Source organism: Pseudomonas shirazensis (genome assembly GCF_014268785.2).
Classification (GTDB): Bacteria; Pseudomonadota; Gammaproteobacteria; order Pseudomonadales; family Pseudomonadaceae; genus Aquipseudomonas; species Aquipseudomonas shirazensis.
The window spans coordinates 1,119,174-1,136,132 of the sequence record NZ_JABWRD020000001.1; the positions used below are offsets into that span (position 1 = coordinate 1,119,174).

Here is a 16,959-nt window from a genome sequence, read left to right on the forward strand (position 1 = left end):
GCGGGGGCAATATCCGGATTGTGCAGAGTGCTATCCGTTTTCTGCAGGCTTGTTGCAGGAGACTGAGGGTGTGGCGCCAGGGCGGCGCCAGCGCAGGTTCAGGTGCGGCGTTTGAAGGTTTCCGAAGGCAATTCGGCGAATTGCTGGCGGTAGCTCTCGGCAAAGCGGCCCAAGTGCATGAAGCCGTAATCCATCGCCAGCTCGGTCACGCTGCGCACCGAGCAGCTCGGGTCGGCCAGACACTCGTGCAGGCGCTGCAGCTTGCGCTGGCGTACATACTGCTTGGGCGTGGTGCCCAGATGCCGATCGAACAGCGCATACAACGAGCGCAGGCTCATGCAGGCCTGCTCGGCCAACGCCTCCGCCGGCAGCTCAAGCTTGAGGTTGCGCTCGATGTAATCAAGGATGCGCTCCAGGCTGGCGCCCGGCGCGCCGAGGTTCTCCCGCTGAACATTGGTGCTCATCAAGGTCAGCAGCTTGCTGGCGACGATCTGGCTGTAGTGGCCCTGCACCCGCGGCAACGAGTCACTGACCTCCGCCTCATGGCAGACCATGCCCAGCAGGTTGACGAAGCCGTCCAGCTCATCCAGCCGGTAATGATTGCGCAAAAACCGCACGCCACCGCTGGGCCGCTGCCAACGCTGCTCGTCGCAGATCGATTCGAGCAGCCGGGTCGGCACCTTGAGGATGAATTTTTCGCAGTCTTGCGAGTAGGTCAGGTCGACCGGATCATCCGGGTTGATCAACAGCAACTCGCCCGGCACCAGGTGATGCTCGCGCTGTGGCCCGCGCCACAGGCAATTGCCGTGCAGCAACACCTGCAGGTGGTAGATCGTTTCAAGCGCTGGCGAAGTAACCCGCACGCTGCCGCCATAACTGATGCGGCACAGGTCCAGCTCGGCCAGTTTGCGGTGGCTGAGGCTGGCTTGCGGATGGGTGGTGCGCGACAGGCCGATGCAGTGCTGGCCTACATGCCGGTTGACGTAATCGGAGACGGCATACGGATCAGCGTGGTGAAACACACTGCTACGCTCGCTCAACAGGCGGTTTTCCATAGGCAAGGCACTCGGCTCATTATTGTTATCGTCGCCGCTTCCTACTGCCTCAACGGTGAGTGGTTGCGGTCGTACACGCTCAGTCTATCGGGCCGGTCGCCGCGTATAGCAGGCAAGTGACAACCGGTGGCTTGACTACACACTACGCAATGCAACCGCTGCCAGGCAATGCGACCTCAGTAACGCCCGGGCGAACACCGCGCTCGCGCGGCCAGCAATTGTCCGATTATCGAACGCAGGCGATGGGCGCAGGCTCTAGATCAGTCTTCGCCTAGGGTTGATAGCCCTTTTTACTGACACAGCTTGCAATCATCCGACTACACCGCTCGGTTACTTTCCTCACACCGCAATCGGCGCTTCTGCTAAAAACGCCTGCATGCCCTCTTGTCTTTTGCTTCACCTCAAACGTCGCTGGCTCAGCTGGCTGTGCATGGCCGTGCTCATGATCGGCCTGCCGGCCGGCTGCAGCGTGCTGCAACACAAGGAGCGCGAGTTGGTGTTTCGCATCGAGCCCGGCCAGGCCAGCTGGTTCCGTGGCTTGCCCGCAGGTGTGCAGGAACTCGACCTGCGCCCGCGCACCTTTACCGCCAACCAGAGCCTGCATGCCTGGTGGTGGCCAGCCCAGCGCGCCGACGCACCGGCCATCCTCTACCTGCACGGCGTGCGCTGGAACCTCACCGGCCAGCTGTTTCGCATCGAGCAACTGCATGCCATGGGTTACTCGGTCCTGGCCGTGGACTACCGCGGCTTCGGCCAGAGCCGCGGCGACCTGCCGTCCGAGGCGACCGTCTATGAAGATGCGCAGGTGGCCTGGGAGCGCTTTGCCCAGCTGCAACCGGACCGCAACAAACGGCTTATCTTCGGTCACTCGCTCGGCGGCGCGGTGGCCGTGGAACTTGCTGCCGAGCTGAGTCGTCAGGCGCAAAAAGACGGCAGCCAGAGCGCTGCGCGCGGCTTGATTCTGGAATCGACCTTCACTTCGCTCGGCGATGTTGCGGCTGTGGTAGCCGATACCGCCCTGCCAGTGCGCTGGCTGCTGTCGCAAAAATTCGATTCGATCGACAAGATCGACCAGGTCGGCATGCCGGTACTGCTGGTGCACGGCCAGGACGACCGCTACGTGCCGCCACGCTTCAGCCAGCAATTGTACGAGGCCGCGCAGCAGCCCAAGACCCTGCTGCTGGTGCCTGGTGCCAGCCATAACAACAGCATGAGCCTGGCCGGCCCGCGCTATCGCCAGGCGATCAAGGCACTGCTCTAGCGCGGTCTATTGCACTGGCAGGAAGTTCATCAGCAACAAGCTTTGCGCGTAGTTCAAGCCAATCCGCCGGTAGCGTTCGTCGAGCATCTGCGCCAACAGGTCGAGCCGGGCGACGATCTTGCCGAACTCGACCGCGAAGCTCAGGTTGCTGCCTTCTTCGGAAATCTCGTTGGAGAACAGCAACAGCACGCCATTGGCGTCCTGACGCTGGCTGAGCATCCAGGTGGCTTTCTCGATGTTGCGCGCGGCGTTGTTGACGAACAGCGGGTCGATCGCATCGGTCATGTAGAACTCGCTGCGTCCGCCGTGGGCGGTGATCAGCATACTGCCGATGGCATAGATGAAGGCGCCGACCCGATCGCCGCGGAACTCCGGGCTCAGGGCGTAGCTGAGGGCGGCCAGATCGCGCCGCTGACCGAGCTGCGGCAGCGGCTGGCGTTGCTCGATGGCCAGGCGAATCTGCCGCTCGGCGGTAGCGGCGTCAAGGTAGCCGGACTGCTTCCACTGGTTGGGATTGCGCGCGTACAGCTTGTTCATCAGCAGGTAGAGGCTTTGCAGGTTGTCGCGCATCGCCAGGGTGGCCATGCGGTCGACACTGGTCTGGAACAGCTCGCTGGGTTTACCGTCACTGAACTGGCTGACGATATCGCGGCCCTGTTGCTCGGTGCACGCGCACAGCAGGCTCAGGGCGCCGGCCAGCAGCAGGCGGGGGCAGGTTCGCAATACGGGGACAAGCATCGGCACCGGGGTCTTGATCAACGACGGGGCCGGGGATCGGCTCTGCCTGACCAGACATAGAGCGTGAAATGGCGAAAAAGTGCAGTTGCGCAGGCCAGTCAGGCCTGCGCAACGGTATTGCAGGGGCTCAGCCGGTCACATGGCGTGACGCAACAACTCGATCATTTGCGCATGCAACGCAGGGTCACCGCATGCCACCACACAGCCGCCGTTCTGCGCCGAGCTGCCATCCCAGGCGGTGATCACCCCGCCCGCCCCTTCGATGATCGGCATCAACGCCTGCACGTCATACGGCTGCAGGCTGGCCTCGACGATCACGTCGACAAAGCCACTAGCGAGCATGCAATAGGCGTAGCAGTCGCCGCCATAGCGCATCAGCCGCGCCTGGCCGGCAACGGCTTCAAAGGCGGCCTTGCGCGCCTCGGTATCGAACATGTCCGGCGTGGTGCACATCAGGGTGGCAGAGGCCAAATCGCTGCAGGCACGGGTCTTCAGCGGTGTGCTGCCGAGCCAGGCTCCCTCTGGGGTACCGATGAAACGCTCGCCGGTAAACGGCTGGTTCATCACCCCGACCACCGGCTTGGCGCCGTCGTTGAGCGCGATCAACGTGCCCCACAGCGGCAGCCCGGTGATGAAGGCGCGGGTGCCATCGATCGGATCAAGCACCCAGGTCAGCGGGCTGCTACCAACCGCCACGCCCTGCTCTTCACCAAGGATGCCGTGGCTTGGGTAGCGTTGCTGGATCAGCGAGCGCATGGCGTCTTCTGCGGCCTTGTCGGCCACAGTTACCGGGTCGTACAGACGCCCGCCCTTGTCCTCGACCGCCAGGTTGGCGCGAAAATACGGCTGGATCGCAGCCGCAGCGGCCTGTGCCAACTGCTCGGCAAATGCACGGTATTCGCCGATCTGTTCAGCGTTCAAGGTCATGGTGGCGGGCCTCTGGCAACGATAGGGGTTGGCATCATACCCGAGCCTGCCGGGTGATGGCGTGCGGCCGTGCCTGCGCCAGCAAGCCGGGGTTGAGGTAGTCTAGCGGCCAGCCCACCGTTGATATGCCAAGGAACACCACTGGATGCCATGCACCGTAGCCGCACTGGTACTCGCCGCCGGCCACAGCCGCCGTTTTGGCAGTGACAAACGCCAGCACCTGCTGAGCAGCGGCCAGACCCTGCTGCAGGCCAGCCTGCAACTGCCTTGCGCGCAGTTGAGCGAAGTCTGGCTGGCGCTGCGTGACGACGACCCTGCCCCGGTCGGCGTGGCTGATAACGTGCGCATCCTGCAATCGAGCAGCAGCCGGCTTGGCCTTGGCCACAGCATCGCTACCAGCGTCGGGCAGATCAGCACCGCGTCCACTGCTCAGGGCTTGCTGGTGATGCTGGGTGACATGCCGTTCATCCAGCCCGCCACCCTCGCCGCGCTGCTGGCCAGAGCGGACAGTCGCCTGATCATCCGCCCGACGTATGAAGGCAAGCCCGGCCACCCGGTGCTGTTCGGTCGCGCCTGGTGGCCGCAGTTGTGCACCCTGACCGGCGATGAAGGCGCCCGCAGCGTGCTGCTGGCCAATCCGCAGGCGGTGCGCAATATTGAATTGGGCGATCCTGGGGTGTTGCTGGATATCGACCGGCCGGGTGATGTGCCAAGTCGGGATAAACACTAGGCAGCGCTTGCCAGCGCCCGCCGCTCCTCCAGCAGCTTGATAAACATACTCAAGCTGCGCGACACAGTACCGCGCCGCCACACCAGCCAGGTCTGCAAGTACCGAAAGTCTTCCGACAACGGCCAAACGCTGACCGTGCTCAACCCCGGCATGCTGTCGAGCATGCTGCGCGGCATCAACGCCAGGCCGGCACCAGCACTGACGCACGCAAGCATGCCGTGATAGGACTCCATCTCATGGATTTTGCCGGGCACGGCCTGATCCTGGACAAACCAGTTCTCGAAATGATGGCGGTACGAGCAGTTGGCGCGAAAGGCGTAGATGCTCTCGCCGTTGACGTCGCGGGCGCGGCTGATTGCGGCATGGTTGAGTGGCGCAATCACTACCATCTCTTCATCGAACACGGCCATGCCTTCCAGCGTTGGGTGCAGTACCGGGCCATCGACGAAGGCTGCGACCAGGCGGCCGGACAGCACGCCTTCGAGCATGGTCCCGGAGGGCCCGGTCGACAGGTCCAGATCCACTTTCGGGAAGCGCTGGTTGTAGCTGGCCAGCAAGGCCGGAATGCGCACGGCGGCGGTGCTTTCCAGCGAACCCAGGGCGAACGTGCCCTGCGGATCTTCGCCGGCCACGGTCAGGCGCGCTTCGTGGACCAGGTCGAGAATGCGCCGGGTGTACTCGAGAAAGTTCCAGCCCGCCGGTGACAGGCGCAGGCGGCTTTTCTCGCGGATGAACAGTTCGACACCGAGGTCTTCCTCAAGCTGCTTGATCCGCGTGGTGAGGTTCGACGGCACGCGGTGAATCTGCTGGGCAGCGGCGCTGATGCTGCCGTGCTCTGCCACTGCCTTGAAAATTTCCAGTTGCACCAGATCCACAGTCATTCTCCAAACGTGAACGTTGCGCTCATTATTATTCAGTTTTCAATACGCTTGCACGCCACTAGTCTGAGCTTCGTCAACTTACAACAACGAGGAGCTCCGCCATGAGCGAGATCAGCAGCCTGACCCACGCCATTTCTGTCGACCCGTTCAGCGGTGAGCAGATCGGCCACTATCCGTTCGACACCGACGCCGCACAGGAAGCGGCGCTGCAACGTGCCAAGGTTGGCTTCAACCAATGGCGCCAGGTGTCACTGGGGCAGCGCAGCGAGTATCTGAACGCCTTGGCCGATGCTCTGCAGGCCAATCACGAAGCGTTGGCGGTGATGATCAGCCGCGAAATCGGCAAGCCGATCAGCCAGGCACGTGGCGAAGTGACCAAGTGCGTTGGCCTGTGCCAATGGTACTCCGAGCACGGCCCGGCGATGCTGGCTGCCGAGCCTACGCAAATCGCCACCGCGCGCATCGAATACCGCCCGTTGGGGCCGATTCTGGCCGTGATGCCTTGGAACTTCCCGCTCTGGCAAGTGCTGCGCGGCGCGGTCCCGGCACTGCTGGCGGGCAATACCTATGTGCTCAAGCATGCCCCGAACGTCATGGGCAGCGCCTATCTGCTGCTCGACGTGATCAAGCAGGCTGGCCTGCCAGCAGGCATCTTCGAAGTGCTCAACGTCACCCCGGACGGCGTGACCCGGGCGATCAATGATCCGCGTATTGCCGCCGTGACCCTGACCGGCAGTGTCCGCGCCGGCATGGCGATTGGTGCTCAAGCCGGTGCTGCGCTGAAGAAATGCGTGCTGGAACTGGGCGGTTCCGATCCGTTCATCGTACTGGCGGACGCCGACCTCGATGCAGCGGTCAAGGCAGCGGTGATCGGCCGCTATCAGAACACCGGCCAGGTCTGTGCAGCAGCCAAGCGCCTGATCGTCGAAGAAAGCATCGCCGAAGCGTTTACCGCGAAGTTCGTCGAAGCCACGCGTCAGCTCAAGGTCGGCAACCCGCTTGAGGCTGACACCTACATCGGCCCGATGGCCCGCTATGACCTGCGCGACGAGCTTGACGGCCAGGTGCAAGCAACCTTGGCTGAAGGCGCGGTGCTGCTGCTGGGTGGCAAGAAGGCTGAGGGCGTCGGCAACTTCTACGAGCCGACCGTATTTGCCGGCGTTACCCCGCAAATGACCGCGTTCAAGCAGGAGTTGTTTGGCCCGGTGGCAGCGATCATCAGCGCCCGTGACGCCGAGCACGCCGTGGAGCTGGCCAACGACAGCGAGTTTGGTCTGGCATCGACCATCTACACCGCCAACCTCGAGCTGGCTGAGCGGATGACCTCGGCGCTGGATACCGGTGCGGTGTTCATCAACGGCTACTGCGCCTCTGACCCACGAGTAGCGTTCGGCGGCGTGAAGAAGAGCGGCTTTGGCCGTGAGCTGTCGCACTTCGGTGTGCGCGAGTTCTGCAACGTGCAGACGGTGTGGCTGGATCGCAACTGACAGCAGCGTAAGTAAAAGGGGCAAGTCGCTTGTGTGGCTTGCCTCTTTTTTTGCCAGCTAGTTGTCGCGCACCTGGTCCTGCACCCAGTCGAGCATGCCACCCGGCACAATCAGCTCATGCCTGGCCCGCGAACAGGCGGTGTACAGCCCCGCGAGCATGCGCGCTCGCTCATTGCGGTTACCGGCGGCGGCAGGCGCGACCATCAGCTCTGGCGAGACCATGACCCGGGCGAACTCCATGTTCTTCACGTCGCGCACCCTAGCCAGGAACAGCTTGGGCGCCTTGTCCCAGCGATAACGGCTCTTGGCCTTGGCGAAATCTTCCGGCGTGTAGCCCCTGCGCAGCAGGTTGGCCACAGCAGCAAAGGCCTTGTCGTCGCCCTTGTCCTGTTCCAGCGCCTGCCAGCTGGCATAGCGGAACAGCATGTTGTGACGCGGCCGCGTACCATAGCGGTAGAGCTCGATGCAGTCTTCGACAAACAGCTCGAACTCCTTGCGCGCCCCCTTGAGCAAGACAAACGGCACGCCTTGATGGGTCAGGCGCTGGAACCAGCCGAACAGACCCCATTCGTCATCCACCAGCAGCGCCGTAGGTTGCTCGGGCACCGTTACCGTGTCGAAAAAACTGACCCGGGTGTAGTGCTCGGCGCTGCCGGTAAAGGCCGCCTGCACTGCGGCCGGGTGGGCCAGGATCAGCGGGTTCAGCACGCCCTCCATGGCTGGCCCGGCACGCAGCGAGTGATCGATGCAGCGCTGGCGGATGAACTTGCCGTGGTGTGGGCTGAGGCCGTTGAGGTTCTGCAGATCGTCGCCCAGAGTAATGATTGCCTGCGGGCTGCGGTCGAGCACGGCGAGCATGGGCGCCGACAGCTCGTGGGCTTCATCGACGATGACATGGCTGAACTGGCTGTCGATCACTTCCAGCGTCAGCGACAGCAGCTTGACCCGGTGATAATCGCGCACCGGCAGCTGAATCTCGCGCGCCGAGGGACGGATCAGCTGTTGCCAGTACAGGCGCGCCTTTTCCAGCAGCACCTCCTGATCCAACGGCGAAAAGCCGTGACCCATCCACGGCAAGTGATGCAGTTCGATGGCGGTGTCTGCGCTGCGGCAGAAGCTGCGTACCGCCTTGATGCACAGGGCGACCACTTCGCGCGCCGCCAACGGGCCGATGTCCGGCACCGCCAGCCACTGTACGACTTGCGCCTCCTGCGGGCGCCACGAGAGTTTGCTGCGGTACACGTCGCGCAGGCGCCAGCCGTTGCTGGTCAGGTCGCGGTCAAGAATTTCGTCGGCCAACTGGCCAAAGGTCCGCGCGGTGAACGCCGAGGCGTCCTTGATCCGCGCCTGCAGGGCGCGTAGCTGGCCTTCGGTCATGGCCAGCAACAAGGTCCGCTGCGGGTCGAGCAAACGGGCGAACTGGTTGATGAGGAAGGTCTTGCCGGTGCCGGCAAACCCCTGCACGGCCACCGACTCGTCAACCCCCGAGAGAAACTCGCGCAGCAAGCGGTTCTGCTGGTCACTCAGGCGCAGATTGCTCGGCAACGACGGCAAGCTGACCGGTCGCAACGGCGTTACCTGCTCGCGATAGGCATCGGCAAAGGTAAAGCTCCAGCCACCTTCGCTGTCGCGCAGGTCGGCAACATCGACCGGCTGCTCGGCCGCCAGCAGGCCGATGCCGTTCTCGCCGAGCATGCCCAGGCCCATGGCGAACACTTCTGCGTCAAAACGGCTGGCGACCTGCTGCTGGAAGCGCGACGGCGCCGCCGCTTCAACCTCATCGGCAATCCGCACGATCTCGGCAAAGCGCCGCTGCTGCGCTTCGACCGAAGGCGCACCCTGCTGGCGCGGCACATTCTGGATAAACAGCACCGCAGCACTTTCCAGCAGGCTGGCCTGCACAAAGAACTCGCTGGCGTGTTGACTGGCCAGGCCGTCGGCCTGTTCGCTGGTCAGGGGCAGATAAAACATCAGGACCTCGGTACATTACTGCCGCGCACGATACCAGCAATGGCTCTGATCTGCAGAACTGTACCGGGCTACCTGGCCCGCTTCAGCGTCTCGCTGGGCAGCTCGCCAAACAGTTGCCGGTAACTTTCCGAGAAGCGCCCCAGGTGCCAGAACGACCATTGCATGGCCACCTCGGCCACGGTCGCCCCAGCGCCACGCAACAAGTCACGGCGGGCGCCGTTCAAGCGACGCAGGCGCAACCAGTGCGCCGGGGGCATGTCGGTAAAGGCCTTGAAGATTTGCTGCAACTGGCGCACGGACACCCCGGCGACTTCCGCCAGCTCGACGAGGTTGAGCGTTTCGTCGGGGCAATCGGCGGCCCAGTCGCTGACCCGGCGCATGACGGCGCGTGCCTCGCCGCGCCGGCCATGGGCATCGCCCTGCAGGCGTTGGCTGGCATTGTCGAGAATGAACAGGCAATCCTCGAGCAGCTGTTCGCCCAACGCCCTGCCCTGCAATGGGCTGTCAGCCTCGCCCAGCCGGGTCAGGGTCGCGCTAAGCCAGCTGCCGAACAGGTTGTTCTGCACCGAGTCCAGCGGGGTCATGAACAAGCCTTCCAGGCGGGCGACATCCAGCCCATGGCGCTGGAGAAAGTCGCGGCTGAACACCACCGCCACTTCCTGATAGTTCTCGGGCGTGATCCAGATATTGCGGCTGTCTTCATTGAGCAGGTAGAGGCTGTTCTCGCTGCGATCAAAGCAGAACGTCAACGAGCCACTGGGCGCGCTGAAAAACTGCTCAACGCGGGTGTTCAGGCGTTCTTCGTACACCTCGACGCCCTCAAGCTCCAGGCTGCGCAGTTGGCCATTGAACAACCCCGGCGACATTTGCCGATATTGCTGCTGCCAGCCGGGCGTTGTGCGCACCTGTTCACTGACGTCACTGGTCTGGAAAGCCTGAACTTGCAAGCCGTTGGCGCTGGTCACGCGGCATCCTATACGCACTCTTTTGGTGCATTTGCTGGCGAAAGAAGTGGATAGATCAACCCTGCGGGCTGCGCCCAAGATAGCCTCCAGCGCAGCGAGTGGGAAGATCCCTTAGCGTGGCGCGATCAAAACCCAACCAAGAGGTCTGTATGAACGCCCCCTTCGATCAGCTTTCCAACTGGCTGAAAGAACACCGCATCACCGAAGTCGAATGCGTGATCAGTGACCTGACCGGCATCGCCCGCGGCAAGATTGCACCCACGGCCAAGTTCCTCCATGAGCGCGGCATGCGCCTGCCTGAAAGCGTGCTGCTGCAGACCGTCACCGGCGACTATGTCGACGACGATATCTACTATGACCTGCTCGACCCGGCCGACATTGACATGATCTGCCGCCCCGACCCGTCGGCGGTGTACCAGATCCCGTGGGCCATCGAACCCACCGCCATCGTCATCCACGACACCTTCGACAAGCAAGGCAACCCGATCGAGCTGTCGCCGCGCAACGTTCTCAAGAAAGTCCTCAAGCTCTACGCCGACAAGGGCTGGCAGCCAATCGTCGCGCCGGAGATGGAGTTCTACCTGACCAAGCGCTGTGAAGACCCGGACTTGCCCCTGCAAGTGCCGATGGGTCGCTCCGGGCGCGCTGAAAGCGGCCGTCAGTCGTTCTCGATCGACGCCGCCAACGAATTCGACCCGCTGTTCGAGGACGTCTACGACTGGTGCGAGATTCAGTGCCTGGACCTCGACACGCTGATCCACGAAGACGGCCCGGCGCAGATGGAGATCAACTTCCGCCACGGCGACGCGCTGGACCTGGCTGACCAGATCACCGTATTCAAACGGACCATGCGTGAGGCCGCGCTCAAGCACAACGTCGCCGCAACGTTCATGGCCAAGCCGATCACCGATGAGCCCGGCAGCGCCATGCACCTGCACCAGAGCGTGGTCGACATCGCCACCGGCAAGCCGATCTTCGCCAATGACGACGGCAGCATGAGCGAGCTGTTCCTGCACCACATCGGTGGCCTGCAGAAGTTCATCCCCAAGGTGTTGCCGATGTTCGCGCCGAACGTCAACTCGTTCCGCCGCTTCCTGCCGGACACCTCGGCCCCGGTCAACGTCGAGTGGGGTGAAGAAAACCGCACCGCCGGCCTGCGCGTACCGACCTCAAGCCCCGAGGCCATGCGCGTCGAGAACCGCCTGCCGGGCGCCGATGCCAACCCTTACCTGGCCATTGCTGCGAGTTTGCTCTGCGGCTACCTGGGCATGGTCGGCAAGATCGAGCCGAGCGCTGCAGTGCAAGGCCGCGCCTATGAGCGACGCAGCCTGCGCCTGCCGATCACCATCGAAGACGCGCTGCAGCACATGGAGGAATGCGAAATCATCCAGGACTACCTGGGCAAGCAGTTCGTCCAGGGTTATGTCGCGGTGAAGCGCGCCGAACACGAGAACTTCAAACGGGTGATCAGTTCGTGGGAGCGCGAGTTCCTGATGATGAGTGTCTGATCATCTGCGGGGTGCCGAGCGCCCCGCCTTATGCAACATCACGACCCAGAATAAAACCAGAGAGGTGTCGACATGCGTCATTTGCAGTCCGTGATCCCCGCAGCATTCGCCCTGATGTTCGGCGCCGCCGCTCAGGCCCAGCTGAGCGTCAGCGTGTACAACTGGACCGACTATATAGGTGAAACCACCCTGGCCGACTTCCAGGCCAGCAGCGGCATCAAAGTGATCTATGACGTGTTCGACTCCAACGAAACCCTGGAGGGCAAGTTGCTCGCCGGGCGCACTGGCTACGACGTGGTGGTACCGTCCAACCACTTCCTGGCCCGCCAGGCCAAGGCCGGCGCCTTCCTGCCGCTGGACCGCAGCAAGCTGCCGAACTTCAGCAACCTCGACCCCAAGCTGCTCAAGCAGCTGGAGCAGAACGACCCCGGCAATAAATACGCAGTGCCGTACCTGTGGGGCACCAACGGCATCGGCTACAACGTCGACAAGGTCAAGGCGGCGCTGGGCATCGACAAGATCGATTCGTGGGCCGTGCTGTTCGAGCCAGAAAACCTGAGGAAACTGCAAAAATGCGGCGTAGCCTTCATGGACTCGCCGGATGAACTGTTCCCGGCCATGCTCAACTACCTGGGCATGAACCCGCGCAGCGAAAACGAAGCCGATTACAAGAAGGCCGAAGCCAAGCTGGTGGAAATACGGCCGTACATTACCTACTTCCACTCCTCCAAGTACGTTTCCGACCTGGCCAATGGCGATGTCTGCATCGCGTTCGGTTACTCGGGCGACGTGTTCCAGGCGGCTAATCGCGCTGTTGAAGCGAAAAACGACGTAAAAATCGCCTACAGCATTCCCAAGGAAGGCAGCAATCTGTGGTTCGACCTGCTGGCCATTCCCAAGGACGCCAGCAACCCTGAACAGGCCCTGGCCTTCATCAATTACCTGCTCGACCCTGAAGTAATCGCCAAAGTCAGCACCACCGTCGGTTACGCCAACGCCAACCTCGCGGCCAAGGCGCACATGGATCCGGCGTTGGTCAACAATCCCGAGATCTACCCGCCGCAAGAGGTGCTCGACAAGCTCTATGTATCAAGCACACCGAGCCCGAAAATCATGCGGGTCATGACCCGTTCCTGGAGCAAGATCAAATCCAACCGCTGAGCCGAGCCTGTGCCATGTCATTAGAGAGCCAACACGCTGCCTCGTACTACGCCGCCACGGCGCGCAGCAGCGCGCCCTACCCTGCGCTGCAAGAACAACTGAGCGCCGACGTCTGCGTGGTCGGTGGTGGCCTGACCGGGGTCAATACTGCGCTGGAACTGGCCGAGCGCGGTTTGTCGGTGATCCTCCTCGAAGCCCGGCGCATCGGCTGGGGCGCGAGCGGGCGCAACGGTGGACAGCTGATTCGCGGCATCGGCCATGATGTCAGCGGTTTTGCCCGCTATGTCGGCCAGGACGGCGTGCGATATCTGCAACAGGCCGGGATCGACTCGGTCGAGCTGGTGCGCCAGCGCATTGCCCAGTACGCCATCGACTGTGACCTGCGCTGGGGCTTCTGCGAGCTGGCCAACACGCCCGCCCAATTTGCCGCGTTCAAGGACGAGCAAGCGCAACTGGCCGAGCTCGGTTACCGCCATGCCACGCGGCTGGTTGATGCGACACACATCGGTGAAGTGGTCGCCAGCGAGCAGTACGCAGGCGGGCTGATCGACATGGGTTCGGGCCATCTGCACCCGCTCGATCTGGTCCAGGGTGAAGCGCGCGCTGCGGCAAAGTTGGGCGTGCGCATCTTTGAACAAAGCCCGGTGCTGCGTATCGAGCATGGCCCGAGCGTGACCCTGCACTGCGCCCACGGCAAGGTGCGCGCGCAGAGCCTGGTGCTTGGCTGCAATGCGCACCTGGACGAACTCGAGCCGCGCCTGAGCGGTAAGGTGCTGCCCGCTGGCAGCTACGTGGTGGCGACCGAGCGACTGCCTGAACAGGTGGCACAGGCGTTGATCCCGCAGAACATGGCTTTGTGTGACCAGAAGGTCGGCCTAGATTACTACCGCCTGACCGCCGACAACCGCCTGCTGTTTGGCGGTGCCTGCCACTATTCGGGCCGCGATCCGAAAGACATCGCCGCCTACATGCTGCCCAAGGTGCGCAAGGTGTTCCCGCAACTGGCCGATGTGCGCATCGACTATCAATGGGGCGGCATGATCGGCATCACCGCCAATCGCTTCCCGCAGGTGGGCCGCTTGAGCCAATACCCCAACGTCTACTATGCCCAGGGCTATTCCGGGCATGGCCTGAACGTAACGCACTGGACCGCCAAGCTGTTGGCCGAAGGCATCGCCGTCGGCCACAGCCAGGGCCTGGATGTTTTCAGTGCGGTGCCGCACCTGACCTTCCCGGGCGGCAAGGCCCTGCGCTCGCCGCTGCTGGCAGCGGGCATGCTCTGGCATCGGCTGCGCGAAGTACTGGGCTGAGGCCACGGGTGCAGGCCCGCGCCGAATCGGCGCGGGGTTGAGCTGGATCAGGCGAAGAAGCTGTAGAAGATCGCCGACAAGGTGATCAAACCGATCAAGGTAACGAACACATTGGACAGCTTGCCCGAGTACTTGCGCAGCGCCGGCACCTTGCGCACGGCGTACATCGGCATCAGAAACAGCAGGCAGGCAATCACCGGGCCGCCCATGCTTTCGATCAGGCGCAGGATGCTCGGGTTAAGGGTGGCGACCGCCCAGCAGGTCAGCACCATGAACAGCGCGGTAACCCGCTCCAGACGCTTGGCCGGCCAGGCTTTGCCGCGCCCGCGCAGGCTCTTGACGATCATGCCCTGGAAGCCCTCGCTGGCGCCGATGTAGTGGCCGAGGAACGACTTGGTGATTGCCACCAGGGCAATCAACGGTGCCACGAACGCGATCACCGGGGTCTGGAAGTGGTTGGCCAGGTACGACAACACCGAGATGTTCTGCTCCTTGGCGGCCGCCAGGTCGGCCGGGCTCAACGCCAGCACGCAACTGAAGCAGAAGAACATCACCGTCAGCACCATCATCACGTGCGCGGTTGCCAGCGTGCGGCCGCTCTTGCGGTCAGCGTCGGCGCCATAACGGTGCTTCTGATCGACGGCGAAGGCCGAGATGATCGGCGAGTGGTTGAACGAGAAGACCATGACCGGGATCGCCAGCCACAACGTCAGCAGCAGTTTGTTGACGCTGATGCCTTCACTGGCCTGGGCGAGGAAGGCGCCGTTCCAGTTCGGGATCAGGCTCAGGGCCAGCAGCAACAGCGAGGCGACGAAGGGATAGACCAGGATGCTCATGGCCTTGACGATCATCTGTTGGCCACAGCGCACGATCACCATCAGGCCGCAGATCAGCAGCAACGACAGCAGCACCCGCGGCGGCGCCGTCACGTGCAACTGATGCTCGAGAAAACTGCTCAGGGTATTGGTCAGGGCAACGCTGTAGACCAGCAGGATCGGGAAAATCGCCAGAAAGTACAGCAAGGTGATCAGCTTGCCCGCGCCGGTGCCGAAGTGCTCTTCGACCACCTCGGTGATGTCCTCGTTGCCGCTCTTGCGACCGGACAGGACAAAGCGGGTCAAGGCCCGATGTGCATAGAACGTCATCGGCAACGCCAGCAGCGCGAGGATCATCAACGGCCAGAAGCCGCCGACCCCGGCGTTGATTGGCAGGAACAACGTCCCGGCGCCAATCGCCGTGCCATACAGGCCCAGGGCCCAGGTGGTGTCATGGCGGTTCCAGCGGGTTGCATCCACCGCCGCAGCCGCAACGGCCGCATCCGCACGAACAGTCGTGGTGCTATGTACATCGGTCATCAGATATCGCCTTGTAGTTATTTTTGTCGCTGATACAGCGGGTAGTGCCTTGGAGCTGAATGCACGCTGCCGTGGCAGATGCGCATTCAGCCCCGTCGAGTACGGGTCAGCACTCGACGTACGCCACGGCGAGGCCGCCGCGCGAGGTTTCCTTGTAGTTGGCATGCATGTCGGCGCCGGTGTCGCGCATGGTGCGAATCACCCGGTCGAGGGAGATGAAGTGCTCGCCGTCGCCGCGCAGGGCCATCTGCACGGCGTTGATGGCCTTGACGGCAGCAATCGCGTTGCGCTCGATGCAGGGGATCTGCACCAGCCCGCCGACCGGGTCGCAGGTCAGCCCGAGGTTGTGCTCAAGGGCAATTTCGGCGGCGTTTTCCAGCTGCGGTGCGGTCGCGCCGAGCACCTCGGCCAGGCCCGCGGCGGCCATTGAACAGGCGGAACCGACCTCCCCCTGGCAGCCCACTTCGGCGCCGGAAATAGACGCGTTTTTCTTGCACAGAATGCCCACTGCCGCCGCCGCCAGCAGAAACGCCACGACATCGTCGTCGCAGGCGCTGGGGTTGAACTTCATGTAGTAATGCAACACGGCGGGGATGATGCCGGCGGCGCCGTTGGTAGGCGCGGTGACCATGCGCCCGCCAGCGGCGTTTTCTTCATTGACCGCCAGGGCAAACAGATTGACCCACTCCATCGCGCTCAAGGTCGAGCCGATCACGTTGGGCTTGCCGACTTCCTGCAGGCTGCGGTGCAGCCGCGCAGCACGGCGCTTGACGTTTAGCCCACCGGGCAGGATGCCGTCATTGCGCATGCCGTTGGCCACGCACTCGCGCATCGCGGCCCAGATTTTCAGCAACCCAGCGCGGATATCATCTTCACTGCGCCAGGCGCGCTCGTTGGCCATCATCAGTTGGCTGACGCTGACGCCGTGCTGTTTGCACAGGCTGAGCAGCTCGGCAGCGCTGGAAAACTCGTAAGGCAGGTTGACCTGCTCGGCGCTGCTCTGTGGCGCATCGATCTCGGCTTGCTCGACGATGAAGCCGCCACCGACCGAGTAATAGGTCTGGCTGAACAGGCAGCCCTGCTCGCCCTCGGCATTGAGCGTCATGGCATTGGGGTGGTACGCCAGGCTTTCGTCCAGCAGGAGCATGTCGCGGCCGTAGTCGAAGTCGACCGGCTGGCAGCCGTCGAGCATCAGGCAGCGCTCCTGCAGCAGCTGGGCGATACGCGGCTCGATACTGTGCGGGTCGATCTGGTCGGGCCACTGCCCCATCAACCCCAGCAGGCAGGCGCGATCAGTGGCATGGCCGACGCCGGTGGCGGACAGCGAACCATACAGGCGCACCTCGACCCGCTGCACCTGAGCCAGTAGCCCGCGCTCGCGCAGCGCCTGGGCGAAGGTTGCGGCGGCGCGCATCGGCCCTACGGTGTGGGAGCTGGAGGGGCCGATGCCAATCTTGAAAAGGTCGAAAACACTGATAGCCATGCTAATGCCTGACCGTGGCGGCCTTGAACACCTGCGCACGGCTCTCTGGAAAAATTGAACGGTGTTGCCAAGTTGGGCGATACTGCCGCGCCGCCACGGCGATGACCAACGAAAGTTTCTAAGCAAG

14 protein-coding genes are annotated in these 16,959 nt (G+C 63.1%); 6 read left to right on the forward strand and 8 right to left on the reverse strand.

Annotation, left to right across the window (positions count from 1 at the left end):
* Nucleotides 1-98: 98 nt before the first annotated feature.
* On the reverse strand, nucleotides 99-1,055 hold the full coding sequence (locus HU736_RS04855) for an AraC family transcriptional regulator (RefSeq protein WP_103437365.1): 957 nt from the start codon (nucleotides 1,053-1,055) through the stop codon (nucleotides 99-101).
* Nucleotides 1,056-1,431: 376 nt separating this feature from the next.
* Here HU736_RS04855 and HU736_RS04860 point away from each other — a divergent pair, with 376 nt between their 5' ends.
* Complete coding sequence (locus tag HU736_RS04860; RefSeq protein ID WP_186698003.1) at nucleotides 1,432-2,316, forward strand: alpha/beta hydrolase; 885 nt, start codon at nucleotides 1,432-1,434, stop codon at nucleotides 2,314-2,316.
* Nucleotides 2,317-2,322: 6 nt separating this feature from the next.
* Here the strand turns inward: HU736_RS04860 and HU736_RS04865 are convergent, their stop codons facing one another.
* Both HU736_RS04865 and hisN read right to left on the reverse strand, forming a co-directional pair.
* A complete protein-coding gene (locus HU736_RS04865; protein ID WP_103438778.1) occupies nucleotides 2,323-3,054 on the reverse strand; it encodes a hypothetical protein in 732 nt (243 codons plus the stop codon).
* A 135-nt stretch (nucleotides 3,055-3,189) separates the two neighbouring features.
* On the reverse strand, nucleotides 3,190-3,981 hold the full coding sequence (gene hisN, locus HU736_RS04870; RefSeq protein WP_186698001.1) for a histidinol-phosphatase: 792 nt from the start codon (nucleotides 3,979-3,981) through the stop codon (nucleotides 3,190-3,192).
* 145 nt (nucleotides 3,982-4,126) lie between these two features.
* Here hisN and HU736_RS04875 point away from each other — a divergent pair, with 145 nt between their 5' ends.
* Nucleotides 4,127-4,711 (forward strand): nucleotidyltransferase family protein, encoded by a 585-nt coding sequence (locus HU736_RS04875; protein WP_186697999.1) that lies wholly within the window; start codon nucleotides 4,127-4,129, stop codon nucleotides 4,709-4,711.
* On the opposite strand, the gene ptrR is transcribed toward HU736_RS04875, so the two are convergent.
* Nucleotides 4,708-5,586, reverse strand: coding sequence for a putrescine utilization regulator PtrR (gene ptrR / locus HU736_RS04880; protein WP_103438779.1), 879 nt, complete (start codon nucleotides 5,584-5,586; stop codon nucleotides 4,708-4,710). The genes HU736_RS04875 and ptrR overlap by 4 nt on opposite strands.
* 107 nt (nucleotides 5,587-5,693) lie before the next feature.
* On the opposite strand from ptrR, the gene HU736_RS04885 reads away from it, so the two are divergent.
* Nucleotides 5,694-7,079 carry an aldehyde dehydrogenase family protein gene (locus HU736_RS04885; protein WP_186697997.1) on the forward strand — a complete coding sequence of 462 codons (1,386 nt, stop codon included), beginning with the start codon at nucleotides 5,694-5,696 and terminating at the stop codon, nucleotides 7,077-7,079.
* 57 nt (nucleotides 7,080-7,136) lie between these two features.
* Here HU736_RS04885 and HU736_RS04890 read toward each other — a convergent pair whose 3' ends face one another.
* Both HU736_RS04890 and HU736_RS04895 read right to left on the reverse strand, forming a co-directional pair.
* Nucleotides 7,137-9,050: an AAA family ATPase gene (locus HU736_RS04890; RefSeq protein ID WP_150571673.1), complete on the reverse strand. Its 1,914-nt coding sequence runs from the start codon at nucleotides 9,048-9,050 to the stop codon at nucleotides 7,137-7,139.
* A 68-nt stretch (nucleotides 9,051-9,118) separates the two neighbouring features.
* Nucleotides 9,119-10,015 carry a helix-turn-helix domain-containing protein gene (locus HU736_RS04895; RefSeq protein ID WP_186697995.1) on the reverse strand — a complete coding sequence of 299 codons (897 nt, stop codon included), beginning with the start codon at nucleotides 10,013-10,015 and terminating at the stop codon, nucleotides 9,119-9,121.
* A gap of 149 nt (nucleotides 10,016-10,164) precedes the next feature.
* On the opposite strand from HU736_RS04895, the gene HU736_RS04900 reads away from it, so the two are divergent.
* From HU736_RS04900 to HU736_RS04910, 3 genes are all read left to right on the forward strand, one after another.
* Nucleotides 10,165-11,523, forward strand: a complete 1,359-nt coding sequence (locus HU736_RS04900) for a glutamine synthetase family protein (protein WP_103437372.1) — start codon at nucleotides 10,165-10,167, stop codon at nucleotides 11,521-11,523.
* Nucleotides 11,524-11,595: 72 nt separating this feature from the next.
* Nucleotides 11,596-12,684 carry a polyamine ABC transporter substrate-binding protein gene (locus HU736_RS04905; RefSeq protein ID WP_186697992.1) on the forward strand — a complete coding sequence of 363 codons (1,089 nt, stop codon included), beginning with the start codon at nucleotides 11,596-11,598 and terminating at the stop codon, nucleotides 12,682-12,684.
* A gap of 14 nt (nucleotides 12,685-12,698) precedes the next feature.
* Entirely contained in the window at nucleotides 12,699-13,994 is a 1,296-nt protein-coding gene (locus HU736_RS04910) for an NAD(P)/FAD-dependent oxidoreductase (protein ID WP_186697990.1), read from the forward strand.
* A gap of 47 nt (nucleotides 13,995-14,041) precedes the next feature.
* Here HU736_RS04910 and HU736_RS04915 read toward each other — a convergent pair whose 3' ends face one another.
* Complete coding sequence (locus tag HU736_RS04915) at nucleotides 14,042-15,349, reverse strand: serine/threonine transporter (RefSeq protein WP_103437375.1); 1,308 nt, start codon at nucleotides 15,347-15,349, stop codon at nucleotides 14,042-14,044.
* Nucleotides 15,350-15,455: 106 nt separating this feature from the next.
* Nucleotides 15,456-16,832, reverse strand: a complete 1,377-nt coding sequence (locus tag HU736_RS04920; RefSeq protein ID WP_186697988.1) for an L-serine ammonia-lyase — start codon at nucleotides 16,830-16,832, stop codon at nucleotides 15,456-15,458.
* Between the last annotated feature and the right edge of the window lie 127 nt (nucleotides 16,833-16,959).

Bases quoted from the DNA above. Each gene is read 5' to 3' on its own strand.
- HU736_RS04855 (WP_103437365.1), bottom strand. From the start codon at position 1,055: ATGGAAAACCGCCTGTTGAGCGAGCGTAGCAGTGTGTTTCACCACGCT.
- HU736_RS04860 (WP_186698003.1), top strand. From the start codon at position 1,432: ATGCCCTCTTGTCTTTTGCTTCACCTCAAACGTCGCTGGCTCAGCTGG.
- HU736_RS04865 (WP_103438778.1), bottom strand. From the start codon at position 3,054: ATGCTTGTCCCCGTATTGCGAACCTGCCCCCGCCTGCTGCTGGCCGGC.
- hisN (WP_186698001.1), bottom strand. From the start codon at position 3,981: ATGACCTTGAACGCTGAACAGATCGGCGAATACCGTGCATTTGCCGAG.
- HU736_RS04875 (WP_186697999.1), top strand. From the start codon at position 4,127: ATGCCATGCACCGTAGCCGCACTGGTACTCGCCGCCGGCCACAGCCGC.
- HU736_RS04885 (WP_186697997.1), top strand. From the start codon at position 5,694: ATGAGCGAGATCAGCAGCCTGACCCACGCCATTTCTGTCGACCCGTTC.
- HU736_RS04890 (WP_150571673.1), bottom strand. From the start codon at position 9,050: ATGTTTTATCTGCCCCTGACCAGCGAACAGGCCGACGGCCTGGCCAGT.
- HU736_RS04900 (WP_103437372.1), top strand. From the start codon at position 10,165: ATGAACGCCCCCTTCGATCAGCTTTCCAACTGGCTGAAAGAACACCGC.
- HU736_RS04905 (WP_186697992.1), top strand. From the start codon at position 11,596: ATGCGTCATTTGCAGTCCGTGATCCCCGCAGCATTCGCCCTGATGTTC.
- HU736_RS04910 (WP_186697990.1), top strand. From the start codon at position 12,699: ATGTCATTAGAGAGCCAACACGCTGCCTCGTACTACGCCGCCACGGCG.
- HU736_RS04915 (WP_103437375.1), bottom strand. From the start codon at position 15,349: ATGACCGATGTACATAGCACCACGACTGTTCGTGCGGATGCGGCCGTT.
- HU736_RS04920 (WP_186697988.1), bottom strand. From the start codon at position 16,832: ATGGCTATCAGTGTTTTCGACCTTTTCAAGATTGGCATCGGCCCCTCC.